22 protein-coding genes are annotated in these 24,806 nt (G+C 61.4%); 18 read left to right on the top strand and 4 right to left on the bottom strand.

Going from position 1 to position 24,806, the window contains the following annotated elements; all coding sequences use genetic code 11:
* The first annotated feature begins 9 nt into the window (after nucleotides 1-9).
* The 10 genes from ACUN8C_RS13905 (at nucleotide 10) to ACUN8C_RS13860 (ending at nucleotide 11,409) form a co-directional block, all read left to right on the top strand.
* Nucleotides 10-660: a TRAP transporter small permease gene (locus ACUN8C_RS13905; protein ID WP_445619758.1), complete on the top strand. Its 651-nt coding sequence runs from the start codon at nucleotides 10-12 to the stop codon at nucleotides 658-660.
* Complete coding sequence (locus ACUN8C_RS13900; RefSeq protein ID WP_445619757.1) at nucleotides 657-1,937, top strand: TRAP transporter large permease; 1,281 nt, start codon at nucleotides 657-659, stop codon at nucleotides 1,935-1,937. Before ACUN8C_RS13905 ends, ACUN8C_RS13900 begins: the two co-directional genes overlap by 4 nt.
* A 165-nt stretch (nucleotides 1,938-2,102) precedes the next feature.
* Nucleotides 2,103-3,605: a fumarate hydratase gene (locus ACUN8C_RS13895; RefSeq protein WP_445619756.1), complete on the top strand. Its 1,503-nt coding sequence runs from the start codon at nucleotides 2,103-2,105 to the stop codon at nucleotides 3,603-3,605.
* A 166-nt stretch (nucleotides 3,606-3,771) separates the two neighbouring features.
* On the top strand, nucleotides 3,772-4,188 hold the full coding sequence (locus ACUN8C_RS13890; protein ID WP_445619755.1) for a hypothetical protein: 417 nt from the start codon (nucleotides 3,772-3,774) through the stop codon (nucleotides 4,186-4,188).
* Between the two features lie 162 nt (nucleotides 4,189-4,350).
* Nucleotides 4,351-5,709 (top strand): GntP family permease, encoded by a 1,359-nt coding sequence (locus tag ACUN8C_RS13885; RefSeq protein ID WP_445619754.1) that lies wholly within the window; start codon nucleotides 4,351-4,353, stop codon nucleotides 5,707-5,709.
* Nucleotides 5,710-5,720: 11 nt separating this feature from the next.
* Nucleotides 5,721-6,491 carry a glucose 1-dehydrogenase gene (locus ACUN8C_RS13880; protein WP_445619753.1) on the top strand — a complete coding sequence of 257 codons (771 nt, stop codon included), beginning with the start codon at nucleotides 5,721-5,723 and terminating at the stop codon, nucleotides 6,489-6,491.
* A gap of 76 nt (nucleotides 6,492-6,567) precedes the next feature.
* The gene (locus ACUN8C_RS13875) at nucleotides 6,568-7,584 is read left to right on the top strand and encodes an L-idonate 5-dehydrogenase (RefSeq protein ID WP_445619752.1); all 1,017 of its coding nucleotides are present in this window, start codon (nucleotides 6,568-6,570) and stop codon (nucleotides 7,582-7,584) included.
* A gap of 37 nt (nucleotides 7,585-7,621) precedes the next feature.
* Entirely contained in the window at nucleotides 7,622-8,590 is a 969-nt protein-coding gene (locus ACUN8C_RS13870; protein ID WP_445619751.1) for a C-terminal binding protein, read from the top strand.
* 222 nt (nucleotides 8,591-8,812) lie between these two features.
* The gene (locus ACUN8C_RS13865; protein WP_445619750.1) at nucleotides 8,813-9,799 is read left to right on the top strand and encodes an aldo/keto reductase; all 987 of its coding nucleotides are present in this window, start codon (nucleotides 8,813-8,815) and stop codon (nucleotides 9,797-9,799) included.
* Between the two features lie 227 nt (nucleotides 9,800-10,026).
* Nucleotides 10,027-11,409 carry a GntP family permease gene (locus ACUN8C_RS13860; RefSeq protein ID WP_445619749.1) on the top strand — a complete coding sequence of 461 codons (1,383 nt, stop codon included), beginning with the start codon at nucleotides 10,027-10,029 and terminating at the stop codon, nucleotides 11,407-11,409.
* Nucleotides 11,410-11,478: 69 nt separating this feature from the next.
* Here ACUN8C_RS13860 and ACUN8C_RS13855 read toward each other — a convergent pair whose 3' ends face one another.
* The 4 genes from ACUN8C_RS13855 to ACUN8C_RS13840 all read right to left on the bottom strand — a co-directional run bounded on the left by ACUN8C_RS13855 (nucleotide 11,479) and on the right by ACUN8C_RS13840 (nucleotide 14,557).
* A complete protein-coding gene (locus tag ACUN8C_RS13855) occupies nucleotides 11,479-12,567 on the bottom strand; it encodes a DUF3618 domain-containing protein (protein WP_445619748.1) in 1,089 nt (362 codons plus the stop codon).
* Nucleotides 12,564-13,037: a phage holin family protein gene (locus ACUN8C_RS13850; RefSeq protein ID WP_243409113.1), complete on the bottom strand. Its 474-nt coding sequence runs from the start codon at nucleotides 13,035-13,037 to the stop codon at nucleotides 12,564-12,566. Before ACUN8C_RS13850 ends, ACUN8C_RS13855 begins: the two co-directional genes overlap by 4 nt.
* 72 nt (nucleotides 13,038-13,109) lie before the next feature.
* The gene (locus ACUN8C_RS13845) at nucleotides 13,110-13,562 is read right to left on the bottom strand and encodes a hypothetical protein (protein ID WP_445619747.1); all 453 of its coding nucleotides are present in this window, start codon (nucleotides 13,560-13,562) and stop codon (nucleotides 13,110-13,112) included.
* Nucleotides 13,563-13,909: 347 nt separating this feature from the next.
* Entirely contained in the window at nucleotides 13,910-14,557 is a 648-nt protein-coding gene (locus ACUN8C_RS13840) for a TetR family transcriptional regulator (RefSeq protein ID WP_445619746.1), read from the bottom strand.
* 436 nt (nucleotides 14,558-14,993) lie between these two features.
* On the opposite strand from ACUN8C_RS13840, the gene ACUN8C_RS13835 reads away from it, so the two are divergent.
* From ACUN8C_RS13835 to ACUN8C_RS13800, 8 genes are all read left to right on the top strand, one after another.
* Complete coding sequence (locus ACUN8C_RS13835) at nucleotides 14,994-15,587, top strand: (2Fe-2S)-binding protein (RefSeq protein ID WP_445619745.1); 594 nt, start codon at nucleotides 14,994-14,996, stop codon at nucleotides 15,585-15,587.
* 1 nt (nucleotide 15,588) lies between these two features.
* Nucleotides 15,589-16,578 carry an FAD binding domain-containing protein gene (locus ACUN8C_RS13830; protein ID WP_445619744.1) on the top strand — a complete coding sequence of 330 codons (990 nt, stop codon included), beginning with the start codon at nucleotides 15,589-15,591 and terminating at the stop codon, nucleotides 16,576-16,578.
* 15 nt (nucleotides 16,579-16,593) lie between these two features.
* Complete coding sequence (locus tag ACUN8C_RS13825) at nucleotides 16,594-18,840, top strand: xanthine dehydrogenase family protein molybdopterin-binding subunit (RefSeq protein ID WP_445619743.1); 2,247 nt, start codon at nucleotides 16,594-16,596, stop codon at nucleotides 18,838-18,840.
* Nucleotides 18,841-19,147: 307 nt separating this feature from the next.
* Nucleotides 19,148-19,828, top strand: a complete 681-nt coding sequence (locus ACUN8C_RS13820; protein WP_445619742.1) for a 2Fe-2S iron-sulfur cluster-binding protein — start codon at nucleotides 19,148-19,150, stop codon at nucleotides 19,826-19,828.
* A complete protein-coding gene (locus ACUN8C_RS13815) occupies nucleotides 19,828-20,832 on the top strand; it encodes an FAD binding domain-containing protein (RefSeq protein ID WP_445619741.1) in 1,005 nt (334 codons plus the stop codon). The genes ACUN8C_RS13820 and ACUN8C_RS13815 overlap by 1 nt, the downstream gene beginning before the upstream one ends.
* Entirely contained in the window at nucleotides 20,829-23,063 is a 2,235-nt protein-coding gene (locus ACUN8C_RS13810; protein ID WP_445619740.1) for a xanthine dehydrogenase family protein molybdopterin-binding subunit, read from the top strand. The genes ACUN8C_RS13815 and ACUN8C_RS13810 overlap by 4 nt, the downstream gene beginning before the upstream one ends.
* A 102-nt stretch (nucleotides 23,064-23,165) precedes the next feature.
* Nucleotides 23,166-24,062 carry a polysaccharide deacetylase family protein gene (locus ACUN8C_RS13805; RefSeq protein ID WP_445619739.1) on the top strand — a complete coding sequence of 299 codons (897 nt, stop codon included), beginning with the start codon at nucleotides 23,166-23,168 and terminating at the stop codon, nucleotides 24,060-24,062.
* A 16-nt stretch (nucleotides 24,063-24,078) separates the two neighbouring features.
* Nucleotides 24,079-24,795 (top strand): SDR family NAD(P)-dependent oxidoreductase, encoded by a 717-nt coding sequence (locus tag ACUN8C_RS13800; protein WP_445619738.1) that lies wholly within the window; start codon nucleotides 24,079-24,081, stop codon nucleotides 24,793-24,795.
* Nucleotides 24,796-24,806 lie beyond the last annotated feature (11 nt).

Genomic DNA, 24,806 nt, shown 5'->3' with positions numbered 1-24,806 from the left:
ATCATGGCAATGAAGACACTGCTGAATCTCTGGAACCATCTTGAAGAGGGCCTGGTGGCCCTCTTTTTAACGGCCATGACGCTGATCACGTTCGTCTACGTGATGTTCAATAACCTCTACGTGGTGTTTTACGCCGGCGCCGACGCGTTCCCGGCACTGGAAACGCCGCTGTTTGCCGTGGGCGACACACTCCTGGATGTCGCCCAAGCGATGACCTGGAGCTCGGCGCTAACGCGTGCCTGCTTTGGCTGGCTGATCTTTCTGGGGATTTCCTACGGGATCCGTACCGGCGCCCATATCGGGGTCGACCTGCTGGTGCGCACCTTCAGCGCGCCACTGAGACGTGCGTGTTCGATATTCGTGCTGCTGATCGTGCTGGGCTACGCGGTGTTGATGATGGTGTCGAGCTATGACTGGGTCGCGGCACTGCATGGTGCAGGTCTCGGGGCCGAGGATCTCGACGAGTTTCACGTTATGCAGTGGCATATCGCAATGATCGTGCCGCTCGGGTTTGCGCTGGTGATCGTACGCCTTGTGGAGGCGTTCGTGCTGACCCTGCGCGGTGAACAAAACGGGCTGCAGATGGCGGATGAAGCGGCCGATGCACTCAAGCTGGCGAGCGATGTTCATCCGGACACGTCGAAGGAATCACGGCCATGACCATTGCCTTTTTGTTTATCGCCCTGTTCGTACTGCTGTTTTTGAGCGTGCCGATTGCAATTTCGCTGGGCCTTTCGGGCGCTCTGACGATTTTGCTGTTCAGTCATGATTCGGTCCGCTCACTGGCAATCAAGCTCTTTGAGACCTCCGAGCACTACACGCTGCTGGCCATTCCGTTTTTCCTGCTCTCCGGGGCCTTCATGACCAGCGGTGGCGTGGCACGTCGATTGATCGACTTTGCCAATGCCTGTGTGGGCCATTTTCGCGGCGGGCTGCCGATTGCCTCGGTCATGGCCTGCGTACTGTTTGCCGCGCTGTCGGGCTCCTCGCCGGCCACGGTGGCGGCGGTTGGCTCGGTGGTCATTACCGGTATGGTGCGCTCGGGCTATACGCAGTCGTTTGCCACCGGCATTGTCTGCAACGCCGGGACGCTGGGCATTCTGATTCCGCCGTCGATCGTGATGGTGGTCTATGGCGCGGCGACCGAGACTTCGGTAGGCAAGCTGTTCATGGCAGGTGTGGTGCCGGGGCTGATGCTGGGCCTTCTGTTGATGATCGCGATCTACATCATCGCCCGCATCAAGAAGATGCCGGCGCTGCCGCGGGTGCCGCTGAGAGAGACACTGGTACTGGCGCGCAAGTCCTTCTGGGGACTGATGCTGATCGTGATCATTCTGGGCGGCATCTACACCGGCATGTTCACGCCGACGGAAGCCGCTGCCGTGGCCGCGGTGTATGCCGCGTTCGTGGCGCTGGTGGTCTATCGCGACATCAGCTGGCGCGAGTGCCCAAGGGTGGTGCTGGAAGCGGCGAAGCTGAGCATCGTACTGATGTTCATCATCGCCAACGCCATGCTCTTTGCCCATGTGCTGACAACCGAGCAGATCCCGCAGGCGATCACGGCCTGGGTGGTTGATCAGCAGTTCTCGCCGATCGCGTTTTTGCTGGTGGTCAACGTCATTTTGCTGGTGGCAGGCAGTTTCATGGAGCCTTCGGCGATCATTCTGATTCTGGCGCCGATTCTGTTTCCGATTGCCATGCAGCTGGGCATCGATCCGGTCCATCTGGGCATCATTATGGTGGTCAACATGGAGATCGGCATGCTCACGCCGCCCACGGGACTCAATCTGTTCGTGGCTTCGGCCGTGACCGGCCAGCCCCTGACGGCCGTCATCCGCGCCTCAAGCCCATGGCTGTTGCTGCTGGTCAGTTTCCTTTTGTTGATTACCTACGTGCCCTTTATCTCGCTGGGGCTGCCCGAGCTGCTGGGCATGTAGGGCGACACCCGCCTCGGCCGTAATGTCCTGTCTGCCTGCTGCAACGACTCGTCGCAGCAGGCAGACAGGCGTATGATGCTGCCGTCGCCGAGGGGCTCACTTCGACCGGATGACGTGCCTGACAGCGCGTCGCTTGAGAATCGAAAGGAAAAAGGACAACGCTTCATGACCGTGATTCGCCAGAATGACCTGATCGACAGCGTCACCGACGCACTGCAGTACATCTCCTATTACCATCCCAAAGACTTCATCGATGCCATGCATCAGGCGTATCAGCGCGAGGAAAACCCCGCAGCCAGGGACGCCATCGCCCAGATCCTGATCAACTCGCGCATGTGTGCCACCGGCCATCGTCCCATCTGTCAGGACACCGGCATCGTGACCGTGTTCGTCAATGTGGGCATGCAGGTGCAGTGGGACGCCGACATGAGCCTGGATGACATGATCAACGAAGGGGTGCGCCGGGCCTATAACCACCCGGACAACATCCTGCGCGCCTCGATTCTTGAAGACCCGGACGGCGCGCGTCGCAATACCAAGGACAATACGCCGGCGATCATTCATCACCGGCTGGTGCCGGGTGATCAGGTCGAGATTCACGTGGCGGCCAAGGGCGGCGGCAGCGAGGCGAAATCGAAGTTCGCCATGCTCAACCCGTCCGACAGCGTGGTGGACTGGGTGCTCGAGCAGGTGCCGAAGATGGGCGCCGGCTGGTGTCCGCCGGGCATGCTGGGCATCGGGATTGGCGGTACTGCCGAGCAGGCCATGAAGATGGCCAAGGAGTCGCTGCTCGAGCCGATCGATATTCAGGATTTGCAGGCACGCGGTGCCTCGAATCGGGCCGAGGAGCTGCGCCTGGAGCTGTTTGACAAGGTCAACCGGCTCGGCATCGGCGCTCAGGGGCTGGGCGGTTTGACCACGGTGCTGGACATCAAGGTCAAGGACTGCCCGACCCATGCGGCCAACAAGCCGGTAGCGATCATTCCCAACTGTGCGGCCACCCGGCACGTGCATTTTCATCTTGATGGCAGCGGCCCGGCGATCCTGCCGGTACCTGAAATTGACGACTGGCCGGAGATTGCCTGGGAGGCCGGTGAGGGCGTCAAGCGCGTCAATCTGGACGCCATTACCCCGGAAGAGGTGGCGACCTGGTCTCCCGGTGACACGCTGCTGCTCTCCGGCAAGCTGCTGACCGGGCGTGACGCGGCGCACAAGCGCATGGTCGACATGATTTCGAAGGGCGAGCCGCTGCCGGTCGATCTCAAGGGCCGCTTCATCTACTACGTGGGGCCGGTAGATCCGATGGCCGGCGAGGTCGTGGGACCGGCCGGCCCGACCACGGCCACCCGCATGGACAAGTTCACCCGCACCATTCTGGAAGAAACCGGTCTTCTGGGCATGGTGGGCAAGTCCGAGCGCGGGCCAAGCGCCATCGAGGCGATTCGCGACAACGGCGCGGCCTATCTGATGGCCGTGGGTGGGGCCGCCTACCTGGTCGCACAGGCGATCAAGGGTTCGAAGGTGCTGGCCTTTGAAGATCTCGGCATGGAAGCGATCTACGAGTTTGACGTCAGGGACATGCCGGTGACGGTTGCGGTCGATACCCGCGGTGACAGCGTGCACACGCTGGGCCCGGTCAAATGGCAGGAGATCATCGCGCGTCGTTGAGTTCTGATGTCGCGTGATCGGCCATGCTGCGCCGCCCCGGGAAGGGGCGGCGCTGTCGTATCGGGCCCCTTCATGGCATCGGCGTTTGACCGGGCGGACTTAACGCGCTCCGGTGACGATGGTCTAATGACTTTACATATCTTCTTACCCTTCAAGCGAGGCAGCCATGGCCGGTCATCACGGCAATAATCAGAATCCCGGTGCAGTACTGGGGTTCATGGGACGACTCAGCGGCGCCATGGTCGCACCGGTGGTGCTTTATATGGTGCTGTGGCAGGTCGGGCGAGGGCTGATCAGCGAGTACGCGGGTTCGCTGCAGCAGGGCACGATGATTACCCTTCTGTCGGTAATGATTCCGGGGCTGGGCGTACTGGCCTCGGTGTTCATTGCCGGTCGTCGCTCGGGCGTGCTGATCGGGGGTGGCGTCATGCTGCTCTTTTTTGCCTATCTCTATGTATCCACAGCCGTTGTTCTTTCCTGGGGGCCGCCGCTTCAGACCCTGCTGGGCGTGGCGCTGGCCGCCGCGGTTGCGCGCTGGTGCCCGTCTTTGGGCGAGGAACTTTTCTACCCTGGGCGTCGCTAGTTGCCGCCGGGCGCTGTGCCATCCTGACATTATCCTTTGTGCTATAGACTTAGGTCTGATTCCGGGGGGTGGCCCCTCCTGTAAGATGCCTCGGGCCATAACGTTCGTTATTGGCAGGGGTTCGTTCAAGGGGACACAAAAATGGATGGTTGGACACAGACAATGACGGCCGGCCCCCTGCTGGGGATTGCAGCGGCAGCCATCGCGGCGCTGCTGATACTGGTGATTCGGTTCAAGCTGCATGCCTTTCTGGCGCTGATTCTGGTGAGTCTGATCACGGCCTTTGCCACCGGTATTCCGGTCAATCAGATTGTCCCGACGCTGGTCAATAATTTCGGCAAGACCCTGGGCGCGGTTGCGCTGCTGGTGGGCCTTGGTGCCATGCTGGGGCGACTGGTGGAAAACTCCGGCGGCGCTCGAGTGCTGGCCGATCGCATGATCGAGCTTTTTGGTGAAAAGCGAGCGCCGCTGGCCCTCGGACTGGCATCGCTTTTGATGGGCTTTCCGATCTTTTTTGACGCCGGCCTGATTGTGATGCTGCCGATCGTCTTCGCCGTGGCGCGCCGACTGGGTGGCCCGATCCTGTTGTACGCCATTCCCACGGCTGCGGCCTTCTCGGTCATGCACGTGTTCGTGCCGCCGCATCCCGGCCCGGTGACGGCGTCCGAGCTGTATGGTGCCAACCTTGGGCTTTTGATGCTGGCCGGCCTCGTGATCATCCTGCCCATGTGGTATCTCTCCGGCTATCTGTGGGGCAAGTTCTGTGCCAAACACTACAGCTTTCAACTGGCCGAGAGCTTCTTTGGCAAGATCGATGATGACGAGATCAAAAATCCGCCGACGGTAGGCACGGTCATCGCCATGCTGCTGCTGCCGCTGGTGCTGATCTTCATGAATACCGGGCTGGATTTCCTGCGTGCCGCTGGTATGGCCGATGCCGACCAGACCTGGTTCCAGATTCTCTCGACGCTGGGCAGCACGCCCATTGCGCTGCTGATTTCGGTGCTGGTGGCCGCCATCGTGCTGGGCACGCGTCGCGGCGAAAACGGCAGTGCGATTGAAAAGATTCTTGAAAGCTCGCTGGGCCCGATCTGCTCGGTGGTCCTGATCACCGGCGCCGGCGGCATGTTCGGCGGTGTTCTGCGCGCCTCGGGCATTGGCGATGCGCTGGCGGACTCACTGGGCGATCTCGGCCTGCCGGTGATTGTGGCCGCCTATGTGGTGGCAGTCGCCATGCGCCTGGCCCAGGGTTCTGCCACCGTGGCGTTGGTGACAGCTGCCGGTCTCATGGCACCTGCCGTGGCGATGGGCGACTACAGCACCATGCAGGTCATTGCAGTGACACTGGCCACGGCTGCAGGCTCGGTCTTTGCCGGACACGTCAACGACTCGGGCTTCTGGCTGGTCGGGCGTCTGCTGGGCATGGATGTGCGCACCACGCTCAAGACCTGGACGGTTCAGCAGACCATCGAGTCGCTGGTCGGCTTCGTCCTCGCCTATATCATGTTCATTATTTTCTAAAGGAAGTTTTCATGGCGGTTAACCCGTTTGATATTCAGGGAAAGCTGGCACTGATCACCGGCTCCTCGCGCGGTCTGGGCTTTGCTCTCGCCCAGGGGCTTGCCGAGCAGGGTGCCCGCGTCATCATTCACGGGCGCAGTGAAGACACGGTCAATCAGGCAGTACAGGCCATCCGTGAGGCAACCGGCAGCGAAGCGTTCGGCGTGACCTTTGATGTCACCCGCAGTGACGAGGTCAAAACGGCGCTGACCAGCCTGGTCGAGACCCATGGCGTGCCGGAAATTCTGGTCAATAACGCGGGTCTTCAGCGCCGCGCGCCGTTTACCGAGTTCGAGCCCGATGACTGGGATGCGGTGATTGCCACCAACCTGTCCAGCTCGTTCTACGTGGCCAATGCGCTGGCGCGCCACATGTCCGAGCGCGGCCACGGCAAGATCGTCAATATCGGGTCGGTTCAGTCGATGCTGGCGCGCCAGACGATTGCGCCCTATTCGGCCTCCAAGGGCGGTGTGGTCATGCTGACCAAGGGCATGGCAGCGGATCTGGCGCGCTTTAACATCCAGGTCAACTGCATCTCGCCGGGCTATTTCAAGACCGACATGAATACGGCGCTGTGGCAGGACGAGGCCTTCAACAGCTGGGTCGAGAATCGCACCCCGGCGCAGCGCTGGGGCAACGTTCAGGAGCTGGTCGGCACGCTGCTGTATCTTTGCTCGGATGCCTCGAGCTTTGTTTCTGGGCAGAACATTTTCGTGGACGGCGGCATGACCTCTGTGGTCTGAGCCTTTCCAACAGGGGCCGCAGGGCCCCTGTGTTATTCGCGTTCCTCTATTTTTGTGCCTGCAACGGAGCATGACGATGAAAGCACTGGTCATTCATGGCAAACAGGACCTGCGCGAGCAGGAGTGGGCCACCCCCGAGCCGCAGGAAGGACAGGTGCGGGTGCGCATTGCCTGGGGGGGCATCTGTGGCTCCGACCTGCACTACTACCACGACGGCGCCAACGGCGCCTTTGTCGTTCGCGAGCCGCTGATTCCGGGGCACGAGCTGTCGGGCACCGTTGATCTGGACCCTTCCGGTGAGCTGGCGCCGGGCACGCCGGTGACCTTTCATCCGGCGACCTTCGGCGAGTGTCAGCCGGGTCTTGAAGAGCTGCCGCACCTGTGGCCGAAGGGGGCCTATCTGGGCTCGGCGTCCACCACGCCCCATACCCAGGGCGGCATGAGTGAATACCTGGTGGTCACGCGGGGCATGATTCGCGTCCTGCCCGAAGGGCTTTCGCTCAAGCGTGCCGCGCTGACCGAGCCGCTGGCCGTGGCCCTGCACGGCATCAACGTGGCCGGCGGTGTGGAAGGCAAGCGGGTGCTGGTATGTGGCAGCGGCCCGATCGGGCTGTTAACGGCTGCGGCAGCGCTGGCAAAGGGCGCGCGTGAAGTGACCGCCACCGATGTCTTTGAAGGGCCGCTGGAGCGTGCCCGCGCACTCGGCGTGCACCACACCATTCGTATCGGTGAGCAGACCCCCGAGCCGGAAGCCTATGACGTGGCGCTGGAGTGCTCGGGCGTCCCGGCCTCGATCGATACGGCCATTCGTGCCGTGCGTCGGGCCGGCATCATTGCCCAGATCGGCATGATGGGCGCCGGTGCCCAGCCGCTGGAACTGGCCATGCTGATTTCCAAGGAGATCCAGCTGCGCGGCTGCTTCCGTTTTAACCAGGAAGTGGATGAGGCCATCGAGCTGCTGGCCCGTGATGAGCGCTTTGATCAGGTCATCACCCATGAAATGCCGGCCGACCAGGCCGTGGACGCCTTTGCCACGGCAAAGGACGCTCAGGTCTCCGGCAAGGTGCTGGTGCGTCTCTGGCCGCAGGGTTAAGGGCAGTCATCACGTCAGGTCGCTCAGGAGGTGAGAAATGCACATTGTCATTACCGATTGTGACCACGAAAGCGTTGATATCGAGCGCGCGGGTATTGAGGCTGCAGGCGGGCGCCTGACGCTGTGTCAGGATGCAACGCCCGAGGGCATCATCAAAAACGCCATTGATGCCCAGGGGCTGATCGTCCAGTACGGACAGATCAGCGCCGAGGTACTGGCGGCGCTGCCGGATCTGCGCGTGGTGTCACGCTATGGGGTCGGGGTGGATACCGTCGATGTCGAGGCGGCGACCCGACACGGTGTGGCAGTGTGCAACGTGCCGGATTACGGCACCGAGGCCGTGTCCGATCACGCCATCACGCTGGCATTGTCGGTGCTGCGTGATGTCACCGGGCTGGACCGGCGCCTGCGTCAGGGACAGCCGTCACTGGCGCCGGCGCAGCCGATCTTTCAGCTGCGCGGCCGTCGTTTTGGCGTGATCGGGGCCGGTGCCATCGGCATGGCCACGGCGCGCAAGGCGGCCGGGCTGGGCTTTGAGGTCGTACTCACTGACCCGCGACTGACGCCTGGCGAGACCACGAATGAGGGCTGGGCAGTAATGTCGTTCGAGGCGCTTTTGGCCTCGGCACAGGTGGTGTCGCTGCACCTGCCGCTGATCGAGCAGACGCATCATCTTATCGATGCTGCAGCGCTTGCCGCCATGCGTGAGGATGCCATTCTGGTCAATACGGCCCGTGGGGGCGTGGTGGATACCGACGCGCTGGTCGAGGCGCTGGAGGCGGGTCGGATATTTGGCGCAGGGCTTGATGTGCTCGAAGAGGAGCCGCTGGCTGCAGGGCATCCGCTGACCCGATTCGAGCGCGTGATTCTCACGCCACACGCCGGGTTTTATACCGAGGAGTCCTACGCCGAACTCAAGGCGCGCACGGCACAAAACGCCGTGGACGTTATTGCCGGTCGGCGGCCGCGCAACATTCTCAATCCGGAAGTACTGGCTCAATCCTGAGGTGCTGGCTTGATTCTGAAGTACTGGATCGAGAGCATCAGTGATCTGCGACACCCTGACAGCGGAGAAGCGCCTGGCGTTTCTCCGCTTTTTTGTGTCGGCGATCCACGTCATCGCGGGTATCGATGCCTTGTCATCGCTTGAATCTTTGCCATGCTGTTAGCCGGCTAATTTAAATGGCGGTCGAATCTGTCGGCCGCTATTCCGTCAAGGAGGGCACTCATGGACTATCGCAATCTGGGCCGCACCGGACTCAAGGTATCACCGCTGTGTCTGGGCACCATGACCTATGGCACGCCGCAGTGGCGCGACTGGGTGCTGGATGACCGGCAAAGTCGGCCGTTTATCGAGCAGGCGCTCAATGCCGGCATCAACTTTTTTGATACCGCCGACATGTACTCCGACGGCGCCTCCGAGGAGGTCGTGGGGCGGGCGCTGAGGGACTTTGCCCGCCGCGAGGAAGTGGTGCTGGCCACCAAGGTCTATAACCCCACCGGCAACAAGACGCCCAACGAGCAGGGGCTGTCGCGCAAGCACATTCATCACGCCATTGATGCTTCGCTGACACGGCTGGGCATGGAGTATGTTGATCTTTATCAGACTCATCGCTGGGATTATGACACCCCCATCGAGGAGACGATGGAAGCGCTTCACGAGGTCGTGAAAGCCGGCAAGGCGCGCTACATTGGCGCTTCCAGCATGCACGCCTGGCAGTTTGCAAAGGCGCAAAACATTGCCGAGAAAAATGGCTGGACGAAGTTTTCGACCATGCAGCCGATGGTCAATCTGATCTATCGCGAGGAAGAGCGCGAGATGATCCCGCAGTGCATCGATCAGGGTGTGGGCGTGATCCCCTGGAGCCCGCTGGCGCGTGGCATTCTGGCCGGCAGCAAGCCCGTGGGCGGTCAGGGCCAGACCACTCGCGCCAAAAGCGATGAGCAGATGCGGGCCTGGAATCTGGGCCTTGAGCGGGATACGCCCGTGATCGAGGCGCTGCACGAGGTGGCTGAGGCCCGTAACGTGTCACCGGCACAGGTCGCGCTGGCCTGGCTTTTGCAAAAGCCCGGGATTACGGCGCCGATCGTGGGGGCCAGCAAGGCCCATCACATGGATCAGGCCCTCGGCGCGCTCGAGATCACGCTCGACGAGGCCGAAATCGAACGGCTCGAGGCGCCCTACGTGCCCCATGAGGTGGTCGGTTTCGTGTAAGGCACGCCTTCGACAATCCCTTGTGTTGACCGAAAAGCCCCGGCAAATGCCGGGGCTTTTGCGTGAAAGGCATTAAGAATCAAGGAAATAAACGAAAGGGTTTGGCAGCAGTGACCGCGATCCCTAGACTTCTGGCCGATTGAGAGGCCCGGACATGCGCTGGTGCCCTGTTCATCAAATCGTTGAAAACACCCGAGCCTCGACCGGGCAACCATCAGGGAGAGAGGATGGAAAACTGGAATCAGACCATGTCGGCAGGACCGCTGCTGGGGATCGCGGCGGCCGCGATTGCAGTACTGCTGCTCATGGTGATCAAGTTCAGGGTGCATGCCTTTGTCACCCTGATTCTCGTCAGTCTGTTAACGGCCTTTGCTGCCGGCATTCCTGTCGATCAGATCGTGCCGACGCTGGTGAGCAATTTCGGCAACACGCTGGGTTCGGTGGCACTGCTGATCGGGCTGGGCGCCATGCTGGGCAAGCTGGTGGAGTCGTCCGGCGGGGCGAAGGTGCTGGCCGATCGCATGATCGCAATCTTCGGCGAAAGGCGTGCCCCCTTTGCCCTTGGCGTGGCATCGCTGCTGATGGGCTTTCCCATCTTCATGGATGCCGGCCTGATCGTGATGCTGCCGGTCATTTTTGCCATCGCCAGACGCCTCGATGGCCCCATCATTCCGTTTGCACTGCCGGCGGCGGCGGCCTTTTCGGTCATGCACGTGTTTGTGCCGCCACATCCCGGCCCGGTGGCAGCGTCCGAGCTGTATGGCGCCAATCTGGGACTGGTGATGCTGACCGGAGTGCTGGTCGCCTTTCCACTTTGGTACCTGTCAGGCTATCTATGGAGCCGCTTTGCGGCCTCGCGCATTACGCTTGAGCAGGTGGCCGGCGGCATGTTCGGTGACGGCAATGCTGAAGAGGTGAGCAACCCCCCGTCGGTTGGTGCGGTGCTGTCCATGCTGCTGCTGCCGATGGCGCTGATTTTCATGAATACCGGCTTGGATTTTCTGCGTGCGGTCGGCGTGGCTGATAGTGACGCCGGCTGGTTCAAGCTCTGCTCGGCGCTGGGGGAAACGCCGATTGCGCTGCTGATTTCGGTGCTGGTCGCCCTCTGGGCACTGGGTGGTCGGCGCGGCCAGTCGGGTACGGCCCTTGAAAAGGTGCTGGATTCCTCGCTGGGGCCGATCTGTTCGGTCGTGCTGATTACCGGCGCCGGCGGCATGTTTGGTGGGGTGCTGCGCGCCTCGGGTATCGGTGATGCGCTGTCGGGCTCGCTCGAGAATCTGGGGCTGTCGGTCATCATGGCCGCCTATGTGGTGGCGGTATTGATGCGTGTGGCGCAGGGTTCAGCCACCGTGGCGCTGGTGACGGCGGCAGGGCTGATGGCGCCTGCTGTGGAGGCCGGCGATTTCTCGACCATGCAGGTGGTGGCCATTACGCTGGCCACGGCGGCAGGCTCGGTATTTGCCAGTCACGTTAACGATTCGGGTTTCTGGCTGGTGGGCCGGCTCATGGGCATGGATGTCAAAACCACACTCAAGGTCTGGACGACACAGCAGACGCTGGAATCCGTGCTGGGCTTTGTAATGGCCTGGATTGTCTTTACGATCTTTTGAGATGTCCGGTACAGACCAAAAAAAAACGACGCCCGAGGGCGTCGTTTTTTATGGGATCACCTCAAGGGGTCAACTCCGGGGAGTGTTGCCCGGCACATGATCCGTTGACGTGCTGCCAAAGCGCGGCTCGCTGTCGCTGCTGTCGGAAGACAACGGCCCGCGGCTGCTCGAGGACGGCTGAGTGCGATCATTTGACGACTGCTGGGTACGATCATTCGAGGATTTCTGATCGCCATCGCTTGAAGACTTCTGATCGTTCTTGCTCGAATCGTTGTCATCGGAAGCGTGCTTGTCTGCTGCTTCCTGAGCCTTGTCGCTGGCACGATCGAGCTGCTCGGAGCCCATTTCGCTGGCGCGATCTACCAGGTGGTCGCGGGTATCGCCCATGGCACGCTGTTCGGCGCGCGAAGTGGGCAGCAGCGAGCCGAGCAGGGCGCCTGCGGCCAGACCCAGCGCGCCGGCGGCCACCGGGTTTTCATGCGCCATGTCGCTCAGCCAGGAGCCGGCATCACGCGCCTTTGAGGAGGCGTCGTTAAACCGGTCGCTGGAACCCTGTCTCATGCGCTGCATGCGATCACTGGCACCGCTTTTCATGTTGTGTGCCCGCTCACCGGCGCCACTTTTCATGTTGCGTGCGCGATCACCGGCCTCGTGCAGGGCACCCTTGGCGCGCTGGCCCAGACCGCCGCTGTCGCTCGAGGACTGGCCCTGACGGTGCTGATCGATAGAGGCGCCTTCGCTGTAAAGCGGCTCATCAAAAAGCGGCTCATCATAAAGCTCATCATATTCATGCGTCTGCGGCGTGGTTTCTGCCGCGGCATGTCGCGCACGCTTCTGGCGCTTGTCGTTAAAATGGTTCGGTACGCTGCCACGGCTTGATGAATTGCTGGAGTAGATCAGCCAGCCAATGCCCACACCGATCAACGCGGCAGGCATCGGATTGTCTCGTACCGAGCGCCCCAGATTGGAAAAATAATCCCGGGCAGAATCGCTTTTCACGTATTCCATGGCGCTGTGCATCATGTGATCGGAGGAGAAGCGTTCCTGAAAATCGCTGAGCGTGTCATCAAGATGAGAGCGGGTCTTGTTGATGTCCGCCTCGATCTCTTCAGGGCTACGATTGTCCTGCTGATCCTGATTCTGGTCGTGATCGCTCATCGCTTGGTCTCCTCGTTTTTCTGGCTTTGGGCATGTTCCTTGAGCATGGACTGATCACGCTCCAGGCTTTCCACGGTACGATCCGGCGTCATGGCCTGAGTGCTCAGGGTGTTACGTGCCTTTTTCATCATGCTCATGCCGATGATGACAACGACAGCACCCACAATCAGGGCTGAAAGCCAGGGCGCCAGTACGTGGCTCAAACCCAGTACGGCGGCGGCCAGAAGAACAAGCAGGCCTGCGTTGAGCACGGCACCCGCCACCACGATGGAGGCAATGGCCGCACCGGCACGCTTGATGTTCTGCTGCATCTCGGCCTTGCCGAGGGCAATTTCCTGACGTACCAGCGTGGTAACGTCATTGAGCAGCGAAGAGAGCATGCCGACCATGCCGCGCGACTCGTTCCCGCCGTCTTCGGCGTGTCGGCGCTCTTCGATGCTGGGGTCTTTATGACCTGAAGGTTGTGTCATGATCAAACTCTCCCTGTTGATCCGAACAATACAAAATGGTGTTGCTGTCGATCGTGCCGATCAGGGACGCACTCAGCGATTGGAACTTTTCAGAAAACGTGACAGCAAAAATCCGCCTGCGACCATGCCACCGATGAACAGTGCCGGTTCACGGCGGGAAAAGTCCTGCGCCTGCTTGAGCAGTGACTCGCTGTTTTCATCGCGCAGATGATCGGCGAGGGTGTCGGTTCGATCCGCCAGGCGATAGGTATAGTCGGCCAGCGACACCTGATCCTGATCCTTGAACTGCATGGCCATGCTGCGCACGGCTTCAGAGAAGTTCGAGATATAGTCGGCGACAAAACCCTTCTGACTGTCGGCGCGGCGCAGGGCTTCTTCACGTGCCTGACCTGCCGTTTCCCTGGCCTTTTGCCGGGCCTGTTCCCGATTCTGACGTGCCTGGTCATTTCCCTGTTGGCCGGCACTACCGCCGCTGTTTTGCTGGCGGTTATCGCCATGCATGAAACGTTCGTCCGTGTCGCTCATGATGTGCACCTTAAAGCCAATAAATTAATCTGGATCAACGATGCCTTCAGATGCAGTACGTTGTCATGTCCTGCTCGGCATCCACACTGAAACAGTAGATCGAAAGCGTCAGACGTCAAGGAAATTGGCGAGAGATAACTTCAGGAAGTGGGGCGATAGATTGTTATAAAAGGTTTAAACATGATCCATGTTAATAAAAGGGTCGGCATAGATTTTTAGTCGGTAATATCCGCGTCACGGCGGGCCTGAGGAAAAAAAAGGCAGTTGGAATTAATGGGGAAAAGGTGAGGTTAAAATCATCATTATCGAAAGAGAGGGAGGGTGGTAAAAGGCCGGTAAAGACCCCGTCAGGAAACAGGGCCATGCTGCCAGGTGACCACGCTGTCAAGCAGGGTGCTGACCACCTTTTCGCTGTCATGGGCCAGCTCGAAAAGCGTTTGTTTCAATAGCCAGTCCGTGACCACACCCTTGATACATGACAACAGCATCGAGGCTGCCATGGCCGGCGTCAGATCGTGGCGAAGGGCAATCTCACCACAGTCAACACCGCGACGAAATGTATGGCTCATCACGTCCCGACACTCATGCATATGCAGGTCAAGCTGGTCGTTGACCCAGGAAAATTCGCCGATGAACTCGTTGCGAGACGACGTCAGCAGCAGGATGCGTTGAAGTCGGGTATCCCGGGACAGCGACTCAAGGTCCTGCACCAGCGTTAACCGCATGATGCTGACCGGGGCATGCGCCAGCTGCTCGCACTGCGCCAGATGCGCTGCCAGTCGCTCGGTCATCTGGCGTTTGCGTTCAAGAAGCGCGGCCAGAATGCTGGTCTTGCCTTCCGGAAAATGCCAGTTGAGCGCGCCGCGCGTGACACCGGCACGTGTGGCGATATCATTGTGTGTGGTACGGCTGAGCCCCTTTTCAATAAAAAGATGCTCGGCGGCATTCATCAGCGACTGCCGCGTCAGCTCCGCTTCTTCCTTGGTCTTTCGCATGGACGTCTTCTTGACGTTAAACCTGTCATAAAATGGCCTGGCTGCGCGGACAGGGCGTTTCACGCAGGCGGGTGCACAATAATGCATACATGCGCGATTGTATATTTGCGCTCAACGTTCATGAATAGATCATTGGTCTTCTGCATGAATTTCAGCGTTTGAGCATGATGCCCAGGGGCGCCTGTCATGTCGGGCTATGGCAACCCCGGGTTGCTGGCATCCACTTCGTTACCTACCTTATAAACTCCTGACAGCACATATAAGGCTCATGACAACGCATCATGACGCCCCTTTGACAGCGCCTGGCAAGGACTGTCTCCAGCATGAACCGTGGATTCGATACTTATAAAACGTGATCCGGCGCCCGCCATGTCGGGTGTTCAGACGATCACGATGATGCAACGACCGTACAATACGACTGATGAGGATCTGACTCATGGCACCTGTTATCCGTCCTTCGACGGGCGTGGGGTTCTGTACCCCCGGCGCCCAGGCAGAGATCGCCGAACGCCCCGGTGCTTCTGCCGGCAAGCCTTCCGATACCCGCCACATCACCCTGACCGTCAACGGTCAGCAGCATGATCTGCAGGTCGCGTCCAACGCGGTGCTGCTGGATGTTTTGCGCGAACAGCTGGGCCTTTTCGGCACCAAAAAGGGCTGTGACCACGGCCAGTGCGGCGCTTGCACCGTTCATGTCAACGGTCGCAGCGTCAACAGCTGCCTGATGCTGGCCTGTCTGCAGGAAGGCGCCGAGATCGTCACCATCGAAGGTCTGGCTGAAAGCGCTGGCTTCGAGCAGGGCCATCACCCGGTGCAGGAAGCCTTCCTGGCGCACGATGCCTACCAGTGTGGCTACTGCACGGCCGGACAGATGATGACCGCTGCGGCCGTCATCAGTGACGACAGCATCGATGGCGATGAAACCTCGCTGCGCGAAGCGCTCAGCGGCAACATCTGTCGCTGCGGTGCCTACAAGAACATTCTCGATGCGGTGCAGAGTGCCCGCGGCAAGATGCGGGGAGGGCAATAACATGCGAGCGTTTGAACTCGAAAGTGTCGAGGCCATCGATCAGGCCGTCAGCCATCGCCGTGTCCATGACGGCGAGGCCTTTATTGCCGGTGGCACCACGCTGCTGGATCTGGTCAAGCTGGATGTCATGCAGCCCGAGAAGGTCGTCGACGTGAGCCGACTGCCGCTCAAGCGCATCGAGACGCTGGAAGATGGCCGCCTGAAGATTGGTGCACTGGTCTCCAACACCGAGCTTGCCAAACACGAGATCGTGATGCGCGATTATCCGGTCATCAGCGAGGCGCTGCTGTCCGGTGCCTCAACGGGTCTTCGCAACATGGCCTCCACCGGTGGCAACGTCATGCAGCGCACCCGTTGCCCCTATTTCCGCGACCCGAACATGCCATGCAACAAGCGCGAGCCGGGCACGGGCTGTTCGGCCATCGACGGCATCAATCGCAATCACGCCGTACTGGGTACCAGCGAGCAGTGCATCGCCACGCATCCTTCCGACATGTGTGTTGGCATGGTCGCCGCCGGCGCCACGCTGGTGCTGGAAGGCCCCGACGGCCAGCGTGAAGTCGCCTTTGAAGACTATCACCTGCTGCCGGGCGACAGCCCCGAGCGCGAGCACGACCTGAAGCCGGGCGAGCTGATCACCCACGTGATTCTCGATACCCCGCGCGGCGGCGGCCAGCACTACCTCAAGCTGCGCGATCGCGCCTCCTATGAGTTTGCGCTGGCCTCGTGTGCTGCGGTCGTCACCCTGGACGGTGACAACATCAGTGACGTGCGTCTGGCGCTGGGTGGTGTCGCGACCAAACCCTGGCGTGCCGATGCGGCCGAAGCGGCGCTCAAGGGCCAGCCGGCCACGCAGGAGAGCTTTGAACATGCGGCCGAGACAGCCTTTGCCGACGCCGTGGCCTACAGCCACAACGGTTTCAAGATTACGCTGGGCAAGCAGGCGATCGTGCGTGCACTCAGAGACGCTACCGCTGCCGCACGCGGCTGATCAGGGAGAGATCACATGACCACGGAAACACAAAAGCCTCAGCGCCTTGACGGCACCCTGACCAGTATCGGTCACAAAAAGCCGCGTATTGACGGGGTGCTCAAGCTTACCGGTGGCGCTGACTACGCTGCCGATCGCAATCTGCCCAATCAGGCCCATGGCTACCCTGTCTCCAGCACCATTGCCAAGGGGCGACTGGTGGCACTGGAACTTGATGACGCCCTCAACATGCCCGGCGTCCTGGATATCTTCCATCACGACAACTTCGACAAACTCAGCCGCTCCCCCAACGATTTTGCGGCCGGCAACAAGGTCGGTGAACCGCGCCTGCCGTTTGAAGACAACGACATTCACTACCACGGCCAGTACATCGCCCTGGTGGTCGCCGACACCTTCGAGCATGCCCGCGCGGCGGCCCGAAAGGTCAGGGCGCAGTATGAGAAAAGCGACGATCAGCTGACCAATATCGCTGCCCTTGATAGCGGCCAGGGTGATCTGCCGGGCGAGGAAGTCCCGGATGATGCCAGCAGCCGTGGCGATGCCGATGCCGCCTATCAGAGCGCCAGCGTCAAACTCGATGAGCGCTACTCGATCGCCCAGGAAAACCACAGCGTGATGGAAATGCACGCCTCGGTGGCCCACTGGGAAAACGACATGCTGACCGTGTATGAATCCTCCCAGGGCGTGGTCTTCCAGCGCAATGCGCTGTCCAAGATCTTCGGCATTCCCCAGGAGAAGGTGACGGTGATTTCGCACTTCATCGGCTCCGGGTTTGGCAGCAAGCTTTTCATGTGGCCGCACGCCGTCATGGCCTCTGTCGCAGCACGCCGTCTGGGGCGTCCGGTCAAGACGGTCGTGCCGCGAGAGCTTGAGTATCTCAATACCGGCTATCGCCCGACCTCGCTGCAGCGCATCCGTATTGGTGCCGACGACAGCGGCAGGCTGCTGTCCATTCATCATGATGGCTGCAACGAGACCTCGCCGGCCGGGCTGCACGATGACAGCGTCAGCGGCGCCACGCCCAGCATGTATGCCTGCGATAACGTGGCCGTAACCAACCGGCTGGTGACGGTCAACAAGGGCGCGCCGACCTCCATGCGTGCCCCGGGTGAAGCCTCTGGCGCCTTTGCACTGGAAACGGCGCTGGATGAGCTGGCGGTCAGGCTCGAGATGGACCCGCTTGAGCTTCGCCGGAAGAACTTCGCAGAGAAGGACCCGGCGGCCGATCTACCCTGGTCGAGCAACCATCTCAAGGAGTGCTGGGACAACGCGGCGAAGCGCTTTGGCTGGGAAAAGCGTAACGCCACACCCGGTGCGATGAAGGACGGTGACGAGATCATTGGCTACGGCATGGCCACCCAGAGCTGGGAAGCGATGCGTCAGCACTGTAGCGCGCGCTTCGGCTTTCGTGATGACGGCACGGTCATGGTGGCCTGCGGCACGCAGGACATCGGCACCGGCACCTATACGATCGTGGCGCAAACGGCCAGTGAGATGACCGGTGTACCCATCGAGATGATCGATGTGCGCCTGGGGGATTCCTCGCTGCCGTCAGGCCCGCTTTCGGGGGGCTCGTTTGCTACGGCCACGGTACTGCCGGCGGTGTCGGCGGCCATGAAGGAAGCACTGTCCGAACTCAAGACGCTGGCCACGGCCGAGGGCGGCGTGTTTGAAAACGTGGACAAGGACAGCATCGAGATCCGCGAAGGTCATCTGGTGAGCGGTGACAACAGCATCGAGATTACCAAGCTGCTGCGCCAGAATCAGATCGGGCTGGTCGATGGCGAGGCGAGCAGTCAGCCCGGTGACGAGCAGGATCAGTACAGCTTCCGCTCCTTTGGCGCGGTCTTTGTTGAAGTGCGCTGGGATCCGGGCATTTCACGTCTGCGTGTGGCGCGCATCTGCTCGACCATCGATATTGGTCGCGCCATCAATCCGATGACGGCCACCAACCAGGTCGAGGGCGGGATTGTCATGGGCATGGGCATGGGGCTTTTCGAGCAGACCGAATATGACCCCAATGGCTATCCCTACAACAATAATCTGGCCGACTACATCGTACCGGTGAATGCCGACATGCCGCAGGTCGAGGTGGAGCTGCTCGACTATCCCGACTATCTGCGCAACGAATTCGGTGCTCGTGGGGTTGGCGAAATCGGTCTGACCGGTGTGGCGGCCGCCATTTCCAATGCGGTCTATAACGCGACCGGCAAGCGCCTTCGCGATATGCCGATCTCGATCGAGAAGCTGCTGGCCTCCTGAGCAGGGCCTGCTTCAACAGCATGACAGGGCCGGTCTTCGCAGGAAGGCCGGCCCTTTTATCGTGCGCTGGCAGGGCCCCTGAACGGGCGCTGAACATGCTCGGTAGTGGACTGGCAATCGCATCAACCCCGCGCCAGGCTGGCATCGTTTGCCAGCAAACTCCATGACCGGCAACCACTGATATCCCCCCATTTCAGAGCGCCTGCAGGCGCCATCATCGACGGCTGGCACCGCCGATGCTTATACCGACCGTGAAGACACAAGGTACACGCGAATGCCCGTGCCCTGTGGCAATGAGGAGTGACGCATGAACGATCACCACAATGATGGCGGATCAAGGGTAGACACCTTTGATGCCCGCTCGCCTTCAAGACGACGTTTTCTCAAGACCATGGGTGCCTCGGGTCTGGCGGCCGCCACGGCACCGGCCTGGACGCAGATCGCCCAGGCCGGTCAGCAGCCACACAGTGCGCCCGTCGAGCCGCAGGCCGATGGCGCGCCCAAGGAGGGCGAGCAGCAGATTCAGCTCACCGTCAACGGCGTGGCCCATACCCTGAACGTCAAGCCCAACGCCGTGCTGCTCGATGTACTGCGCGATCGTCTGATGCTGACCGGCACCAAGAAGGGCTGTGATCAGGGCCAGTGCGGCGCCTGTACGCTGCTGGTGAACGACACGGCGATCAATTCCTGCCTGTCGCTGGCGGTCTCTCACGATGGCGACAGCATTACCACCATCGAGGGGCTTTCCCAGGGTGATGAGCTGCATCCGGTGCAGGCGGCCTTCTGGGAGCACGATGCCTATCAGTGCGGTTACTGCACCTCGGGCCAGATCATGAGCGCGGTCGCCATTCTCAAGGATGACAGCATTGGCTCGGATGATGCCTCGGTGCGCGAGGCGATGAGCGGCAATATCTGTCGCTGCGGTGCCTACAAGAACATTCTGGCCGCCGTGCAGGACGCCCGCGGCAAGATGCAGGGAGCGAGCTGATGCGCGAATTCGACTATGCGCGGGCCGATAGTCCCCGTCAGGCGGTATCGACCCATGGCGAGAGCGAGCAGGCCGCCTATCTGGCCGGGGGCACCACGCTGCTGGATCTGGTCAAGATCGACATCATGCGCCCGGATCAGGTGGTCGATATCAACCGGCTCGATCTCAATGAGATTGAAACACTCGATGACGGTCGTACCCGCATTGGTGCGCTGGTGACCAACACGGCGCTGGCACGTCATGACCGGATCAAGAATGAGTACGCCGTGCTCAGCGAGGCGCTGTTGTCAGGCGCCACCACGCAGCTGCGCAACAAGGCCACCACTGCCGGCAACGTCATGCAGCGTGTGCGCTGCCCGTACTTCCGCGATGGCGTCTCAAACTGCAACAAGCGCGAGCCGGGCTCGGGCTGTGCGGCGATCGAAGGTCATAATCGCAGCGTGCATGCGGTCCTGGGCACCAGCGAGCACTGCATCGCCACCCATCCGTCGGACATGTGCGTAGCGATGGCCGCCATCGGCGCCACGATCACCGTTGAAGGCCCGGATGGCCGGCGCGAGATCGACTTTCTCGACTTTCACCTGCTGCCCGGGGATGCCCCCGAACGCGAGCACGCTCTCAAGCCGGGCGAGCTGATCACTCACGTGACGCTGGAAGTCCCGCTTGAGAACAGCCGATCACACTATCTCAAGCTGCGTGACCGCGCCTCCTATCAGTTTGCGCTGGCTTCGAGTGCCGTGATCGTCACCCTGGAGGGCGACACGATTACGGATGCCCGCGTAGCACTCGGCGGGGTGGGCACCAAACCCTGGCGTGCCCATGAGGCCGAGTCTGCACTCAAGGGTCAGAAAATCGGTGAGGCGAGCTTTGCGCATGCCGCCGGGATCGCGTTCAAGGGCGCCACACCCTATGCGCACAACGCTTTCAAGATCCCGCTGGGTCAGCAGGCCATCGTGCGCAATCTCACCACCCTGACCGCGCAGGAAGACAGGAGAACGTCATGAGTGACAGCATCATTGGCGCAGGTCCTATTGGTTCCGGACCCAAGCGCATCGACGGCCAGCGCAAGGTCACCGGCGCCGCGCCCTACGCCGCCGATCATCATCCCGACAACATGGCCTATGGCTATGGGGTCTTCAGCACCATCGCCCGCGGCACCGTGACCGGGCTGGATCTGGACGCTGCCCGCCAGTCACCGGGCGTGATCGATATCTTTCATCACGATCATTTTCCCGAGCTCCACCGTTCGCCGTCCTCGATGGCCCAGGGCAACAAGGTCGAGGAAACCCGCCTGCCGTTCGAGGACAATCAGGTCCACTATGAGGGCCAGTTCGTGGCGCTGGTGGTGGCTGACACGTTTGAAAACGCCCGCGCTGCCGCGCGCAAGGTAGGGGTAAGCTATCAGCGTGACGACAACACGATTGCCAATCTCGATCAGGGCGTGAAGGCCCACGGCACGCAAAAGGGACAGGGCAACCACGAACGTGGTGATGCGGCAGGGAATTTCGACGGCGCTGCCCACAGCATCGATGTGACCTATACCACCCCGGTGGAGACCCACAACCCGATGGAGATGCACGCCTCAACGGCGAGCTGGGAGGGCGATCGCCTGACCATTTTCGAATCCTCCCAGGGTGTGGTGCAACAGCGCGGCGCGCTTTCGAAGATCTTCGGTATTCCTCAGGAACATGTTCGGGTGGAATCGCCGTTTATCGGCTCTGGCTTTGGTTCAAAACTCTGGATGTGGCCGCATGCGGTGGCGGTGTCCGCTGCTGCACGCGAGATCAGCCGCCCGGTGCAGCTGGTCGTGCCCCGCCCGCAGATGTTCACCACCACCGGCCATCGCCCGGAGACGCGCCAGCGCCTGCGCCTGGCCACCGATGAGCGCGGTCGGCTGGTGTCACTGCGTCACGAGTCGATCAACACAACGTCGTTTACCGACCAGTACGTCGAGACCTGCGGCAGCGTCACCAAAAGCCTCTATTCATGCCCCAATCTGTTGGTCAGTCACGAGACCACGCAGGTCAATCGCGGCACGCCGACCTCGATGCGCGCACCGGGCGCGGCACCCGGGCTGTTTGCGCTGGAATCCGCCATTGACGAGATGGCGCTGGCCGCCGGTGTCGACCCGCTCGAGTTTCGTCTCAATAACTACGCCACTCGTGACGAGAGTCAGGATCTCGATTTCTCCAGCAATCATATCCGCGAGGCCACGGAAAAAGCCGCCGAGAAGTTCGGCTGGCAGGATCGCAACCCGGAAGTCGGGTCGATGCGCGACGGTCACGAGATCATCGGCTATGGCATGGCGGCCTGTAACTGGGAGGCGATCAAGCGCGAGTGCGAAGCGCGCGTGTCCCTGCGCGCTGATGGCACGGCCTATGTCACCTGTGCCACCCAGGACATCGGCACCGGCACCTACACCATCATTGCCCAGACGGTGAGCGAACTGACCGGCCTGCCGCTTGAGAAAATCACCGTGCGGCTGGGGGATACCAGCTATCCGAAAGGGCCGATTTCGGGCGGCTCCTGGACCACGGCGACCACGCTGCCGGCCATCGCCGCGGCCACGCGTGAGGCGATCAAGGAGCTCAAGGGTTACGCCACCAGCGACAAGGGCGATTTCACGGACGTCGACAGCGACAGCCTCACGTTTGAAAACGGACAGCTGACCCATGACGGGCAGAGCGTGGGCTACGTGGATGTGCTCAAGGGTCAGAAACTGGCCAGCGCCGACGGTCACGCCCATACCCAGGGCGCTGATGACAAATACTCCTATCGCTCCTTCGGGGCGCATTTCGTGGAAGTTCGCTGGGACCCGGGCATCTCGAATCTGCGCGTTTCCCGCGTGGTCAGCGCCATTGATGTGGGTCGCGTGATCAATTCGATGACCGCGCGCAATCAGGTGGAAGGGGCCATTGTCATGGGGCTGGGCATGGCGCACTTCGAGGCGACCGAGTATGACGCGCGCAATGGCCGGCCGGTGAACAACAACTACGCCGAGTACGTGGTGCCGGTGCATGCCGACCAGCCGCCGGAGGTCGATGTGATTTTGCTCGACTATCCTGATCTGGCGTTCAACGAATTCGGCGCCCGCGGTATCGGCGAGATCGGAATTACCGGCATGGCGGCGGCGGTGGCCAACGCGGTGCATCACGCCACCGGCAAGCGAATCCGGGATCTGCCGATCTTCAAGGAGAAGCTGATGGAAAACGTCCCCGACGTACAGTCAGCGTAAGCCCCTGTTCGGGCGACCTTTAGGCCGGTGCCTCCTTCCGAGGCGCCGGCGTTTTGCCTGTCACGACCCCAATGGACTCGATTACCCGCACGGAAGCCTGTCATGCCCCTTAATCATCTGCGTCACCACGAACGTTTTGACTACCGCCCGATCACCGACCGGGATGATTTTCGCTGGCCCGGCGGGACGGGCCTGGCCGTCTATGTGGGCGTCAATCTGGAACACTTTGCCTTCGGCGAAGGGCGTGGGCCCGGCATTGCACCGCCTGCGCCCGAGGGCGAGCCGGACGTGCTCAACTACGCCTGGCGGGAGTACGGCAACCGGGTAGGTGCCTGGCGCTTTCTGGACATGCTGGAGGCGCTCTCCCTGCCGGCCGGTGTGATCGCCAACACCTCGATTCTCGATCACTGTCCCGAACTGCTGGAGGCTTTCGTCGCCCGTGGCCACGAGCTGATCGGCCACGGCCATACCAACGCCGAGCGCCAGGGGCAGATGTCGCCAGCTGATGAGGCCGCGCTGATCGCGCGCAGCCGCGAGCGTCTGGCTGCCCATTTCGGCACACCCCCCGAGGGCTGGCTCTCGCCGTGGATTTCGGAAAGCGATCGCACCCCGGATCTTTTGCAGGAAGCCGGCTTTACCTACACGCTCAACTGGGCGCACGACGACCGCCCCGTTGCCATGCGCACTCGTCACGGCAGGCTGTTGTCGATTCCCTATCCGCAGGAATTGAACGACATTCCGACCATCTCGACCCATCGGGTCAGCATGAATGAATTTGCCACCATGATGCGCGATCAGTTTTTTGAGCTGCTCGAGCAGTCCCGCCAGCAGCCGCTGGTCATGGGCATTGCTCTGCATCCGTGGCTGACCGGTCAGCCCTTTCGGCTGCGCCTGTTGCGCAAGGTGCTCGGCGACCTGGCCGAATATCGCGAAGCCGAAGGGGTGTGGTGGACCACGCCCGGTGCGATCGCGCGTCATGCGGCCCGACAGATCGTTTAATCCAGGGGAGATCACCATGAACCATGACCCGCAGATAACGCCTCGTGTGGCGATGATATCGGGCGCCAGCCGCGGCATTGGTGCCGCCATTGCCCGGCGTCTGAGAGCAGAGGGCTGGCAGTTGAGTCTGGGCGTGCGTCGCCCGGAGGAGATCGACCCGGCACTGACCGGGGAGCACGTGCTGGTGCATCCCTACGACGCTGCCACCAATGCCTTTGATCAGGCCTGGGTGGAGGCCACGGTGGCACGCTTTGGCCGCCTTGATGCCCTGATCAACAACGCCGGCATCATGATCCCCAAAACGGTGATCGAGGCAGAAGATGGCGACATCGACGAGATATTCGACATTAACGTCAAGGCGCCGCTGCGGCTGGCGCGCGCCGCCTGGCCGCATTTGAAAGCGAGCGGCGCCGGACGTGTGGTCTCGGTGGTGTCCCTGTCCGGGCACCGGGTCAAAAGCCCCCGGTCGGGGCTTTACGCCATGAGCAAGTTTGCAGCACTGGCGCTGTCTCACGCGCTTCGAAAGGAGGGCTGGGAAGACGGCGTGCGCGCCACTGCGCTTTGCCCGGGGCTGGTTGCCACCGACATGGGCGAATCGGTCGGCAACATTGCCCCCGAGCAGATGACCCAACCCGAGGATCTGGCCCGGCTGGTGTCGATGGCATTGAGCCTGCCCAATACGGCAAGCCTTGCCGAACTCAACGTTAACGCCTCGCTGGATGACTATTACTGAGCCTCCCGGCC

Source organism: Kushneria sp. Sum13 (assembly GCF_052692355.1).
The sequence above is the reverse complement of the archived record's forward strand: the minus strand, read 5'-3'. Positions and strand labels throughout refer to the sequence as shown.

What these genes read in the sequence shown, in the direction of transcription:
- ACUN8C_RS13905 (WP_445619758.1), top strand. Translation starts at nt 10, where the DNA reads ATGAAGACACTGCTGAATCTCTGGAACCATCTTGAAGAGGGCCTGGTG.
- ACUN8C_RS13900 (WP_445619757.1), top strand. Translation starts at nt 657, where the DNA reads ATGACCATTGCCTTTTTGTTTATCGCCCTGTTCGTACTGCTGTTTTTG.
- ACUN8C_RS13895 (WP_445619756.1), top strand. Translation starts at nt 2,103, where the DNA reads ATGACCGTGATTCGCCAGAATGACCTGATCGACAGCGTCACCGACGCA.
- ACUN8C_RS13890 (WP_445619755.1), top strand. Translation starts at nt 3,772, where the DNA reads ATGGCCGGTCATCACGGCAATAATCAGAATCCCGGTGCAGTACTGGGG.
- ACUN8C_RS13885 (WP_445619754.1), top strand. Translation starts at nt 4,351, where the DNA reads ATGACGGCCGGCCCCCTGCTGGGGATTGCAGCGGCAGCCATCGCGGCG.
- ACUN8C_RS13880 (WP_445619753.1), top strand. Translation starts at nt 5,721, where the DNA reads ATGGCGGTTAACCCGTTTGATATTCAGGGAAAGCTGGCACTGATCACC.
- ACUN8C_RS13875 (WP_445619752.1), top strand. Translation starts at nt 6,568, where the DNA reads ATGAAAGCACTGGTCATTCATGGCAAACAGGACCTGCGCGAGCAGGAG.
- ACUN8C_RS13870 (WP_445619751.1), top strand. Translation starts at nt 7,622, where the DNA reads ATGCACATTGTCATTACCGATTGTGACCACGAAAGCGTTGATATCGAG.
- ACUN8C_RS13865 (WP_445619750.1), top strand. Translation starts at nt 8,813, where the DNA reads ATGGACTATCGCAATCTGGGCCGCACCGGACTCAAGGTATCACCGCTG.
- ACUN8C_RS13860 (WP_445619749.1), top strand. Translation starts at nt 10,027, where the DNA reads ATGGAAAACTGGAATCAGACCATGTCGGCAGGACCGCTGCTGGGGATC.
- ACUN8C_RS13855 (WP_445619748.1), bottom strand. Translation starts at nt 12,567, where the DNA reads ATGAGCGATCACGACCAGAATCAGGATCAGCAGGACAATCGTAGCCCT.
- ACUN8C_RS13850 (WP_243409113.1), bottom strand. Translation starts at nt 13,037, where the DNA reads ATGACACAACCTTCAGGTCATAAAGACCCCAGCATCGAAGAGCGCCGA.
- ACUN8C_RS13845 (WP_445619747.1), bottom strand. Translation starts at nt 13,562, where the DNA reads ATGAGCGACACGGACGAACGTTTCATGCATGGCGATAACCGCCAGCAA.
- ACUN8C_RS13840 (WP_445619746.1), bottom strand. Translation starts at nt 14,557, where the DNA reads ATGCGAAAGACCAAGGAAGAAGCGGAGCTGACGCGGCAGTCGCTGATG.
- ACUN8C_RS13835 (WP_445619745.1), top strand. Translation starts at nt 14,994, where the DNA reads ATGGCACCTGTTATCCGTCCTTCGACGGGCGTGGGGTTCTGTACCCCC.
- ACUN8C_RS13830 (WP_445619744.1), top strand. Translation starts at nt 15,589, where the DNA reads ATGCGAGCGTTTGAACTCGAAAGTGTCGAGGCCATCGATCAGGCCGTC.
- ACUN8C_RS13825 (WP_445619743.1), top strand. Translation starts at nt 16,594, where the DNA reads ATGACCACGGAAACACAAAAGCCTCAGCGCCTTGACGGCACCCTGACC.
- ACUN8C_RS13820 (WP_445619742.1), top strand. Translation starts at nt 19,148, where the DNA reads ATGAACGATCACCACAATGATGGCGGATCAAGGGTAGACACCTTTGAT.
- ACUN8C_RS13815 (WP_445619741.1), top strand. Translation starts at nt 19,828, where the DNA reads ATGCGCGAATTCGACTATGCGCGGGCCGATAGTCCCCGTCAGGCGGTA.
- ACUN8C_RS13810 (WP_445619740.1), top strand. Translation starts at nt 20,829, where the DNA reads ATGAGTGACAGCATCATTGGCGCAGGTCCTATTGGTTCCGGACCCAAG.
- ACUN8C_RS13805 (WP_445619739.1), top strand. Translation starts at nt 23,166, where the DNA reads ATGCCCCTTAATCATCTGCGTCACCACGAACGTTTTGACTACCGCCCG.
- ACUN8C_RS13800 (WP_445619738.1), top strand. Translation starts at nt 24,079, where the DNA reads ATGAACCATGACCCGCAGATAACGCCTCGTGTGGCGATGATATCGGGC.